At 66.6% G+C, this 1,762-nt stretch carries 1 protein-coding gene; it reads right to left on the bottom strand.

What is annotated here, in order from left to right:
• On the bottom strand, positions 1-1,700 hold a 1,700-nt coding region (locus tag ACFC1F_RS42805), incomplete at its 3' end, for a non-ribosomal peptide synthetase (RefSeq protein WP_376167185.1).
• Between the last annotated feature and the right edge of the window lie 62 nt (positions 1,701-1,762).

Raw genomic sequence — 1,762 nt, 5'->3', positions numbered from 1 at the left:
TCGTCCAGGTCCACCAACGGCAGCATCCCCGGCGTGATCTCCTCCGCACCCTCGGGAATCAGGTTCGCCGGCACCACCACCTGCTCCGGAGCCCCAACCACCGCCAGACCAGCCGGAGTCGGACTCTGGAACAACGCCCGCACCGACACCGACACACCACGCCCACGCAACAACTCCACCAACGACACCGCCAACAGCGAATGCCCACCCAACGCGAAGAAGTCGTCATCCACACCCACACCCTCAAGCCCCAGCACCTCCCCGAACGCGGCACACAGGACCTCCTCCTCCACCGTCACCGGACCCCGGCCCCCACCCACCACCGCAGCAAAGTCCGGCACCGGCAACGCCCGACGATCCAACTTCGCATTCGCCGTCAACGGCAAAGCGTCCAACACCACCACCGCCGACGGCACCATGTACGACGGCAACCGCCCGACCGCGAACTCCCGCACCACACCCGCAAGATCAGCACCACCAACACCACCCGCCGGCACCACATACGCCACCAGCCGACGATCCCCCACCACATCCTCACGCACCACCACCGCCACCTGCCCCACACCCACACACCCCGCCAGCACACCCTCCACCTCACCCGGCTCCACCCGGAACCCCCGCACCTTCACCTGCTCATCCACCCGCCCAACAAACAACAACCGCCCATCCACACCCCACCGCACCCGGTCCCCCGTCCGATACATCCGCTCACCACCCCCCACAAACGGACACGCCACAAACCGCTCCGCCGTCAACCCCGAACGCCCCACATACCCCCGCGCCACACCAGCCCCCGCCACATACAACTCCCCCACCACACCCCGCGGAACAGGCTCCAAAAACTCATCCAGCACAAACAACCGCGAATTCTCCAACGCCCCACCCAACGGCAACACCGAACCCAAACCCACCACCGACCCCACCACACCCTGCGTCGCACACAACGTCACCTCCGTCGGCCCGTACAAATGCCGCACCACCACACCCTCACACGCCTCCAACACCCGCCCCACCGCACCCACCGGCACCACATCCCCACCCGTCAACACCTCACGCACCCCCGCAAAACACCCCGGATCCACCTCCGCCACCACCCGGAACAACCCCGCCGTCACATGCACATGCGACACCCCGAACCCACCCACCAAACCCCGCAACACACCCGCATCCACCCCACCCACCGGAGCCACCACCACCGCAGCCCCCGACAACAACGCCACCCACACCTCATACGACGACGCATCAAACGCATGCGGCGCCACGAACAACACCCGCGACCCCACCCCCAAACCCCAATCCGCCCCCAACACCAACTCCACAACATCCCGCTGCCGCGCCACCACACCCTTCGGCACACCCGACGAACCCGACGTATACATCACATACACACCACCATCCACCCCAACCCCCGACACCACCCCCGGCAAACCCCCCAAACCCTCCAACTCCCCCACCACACCAACCCCATCCACCACCACCACATCCACACCCGAACCCGAACCCGCACCCACCAACCACCCCGGAACCACCCCCACACACGACTCCGACGTCACCACCCACCCCACACCCGCATCCCCCAACACCAACCCCACCCGCTCCACCGGCCACCCCACATCCACCGGCACATACACACCCCCCGCCTTCACCACCGCCAACAACACCACCAACAAATCCACCCCACGCTCCATCACCACACCCACCAACGACTCCGCCCCCACACCCCGACCCACCAACAACCGCGCCAACCGCTCAGCCCGCTCGT

It is taken from the genome of Kitasatospora sp. NPDC056181, from assembly GCF_042266225.1.
Lineage (GTDB): Bacteria > Actinomycetota > Actinomycetes > Streptomycetales > Streptomycetaceae > Kitasatospora.
The sequence above is the reverse complement of the archived record's forward strand: the minus strand, read 5'-3'. Positions and strand labels throughout refer to the sequence as shown.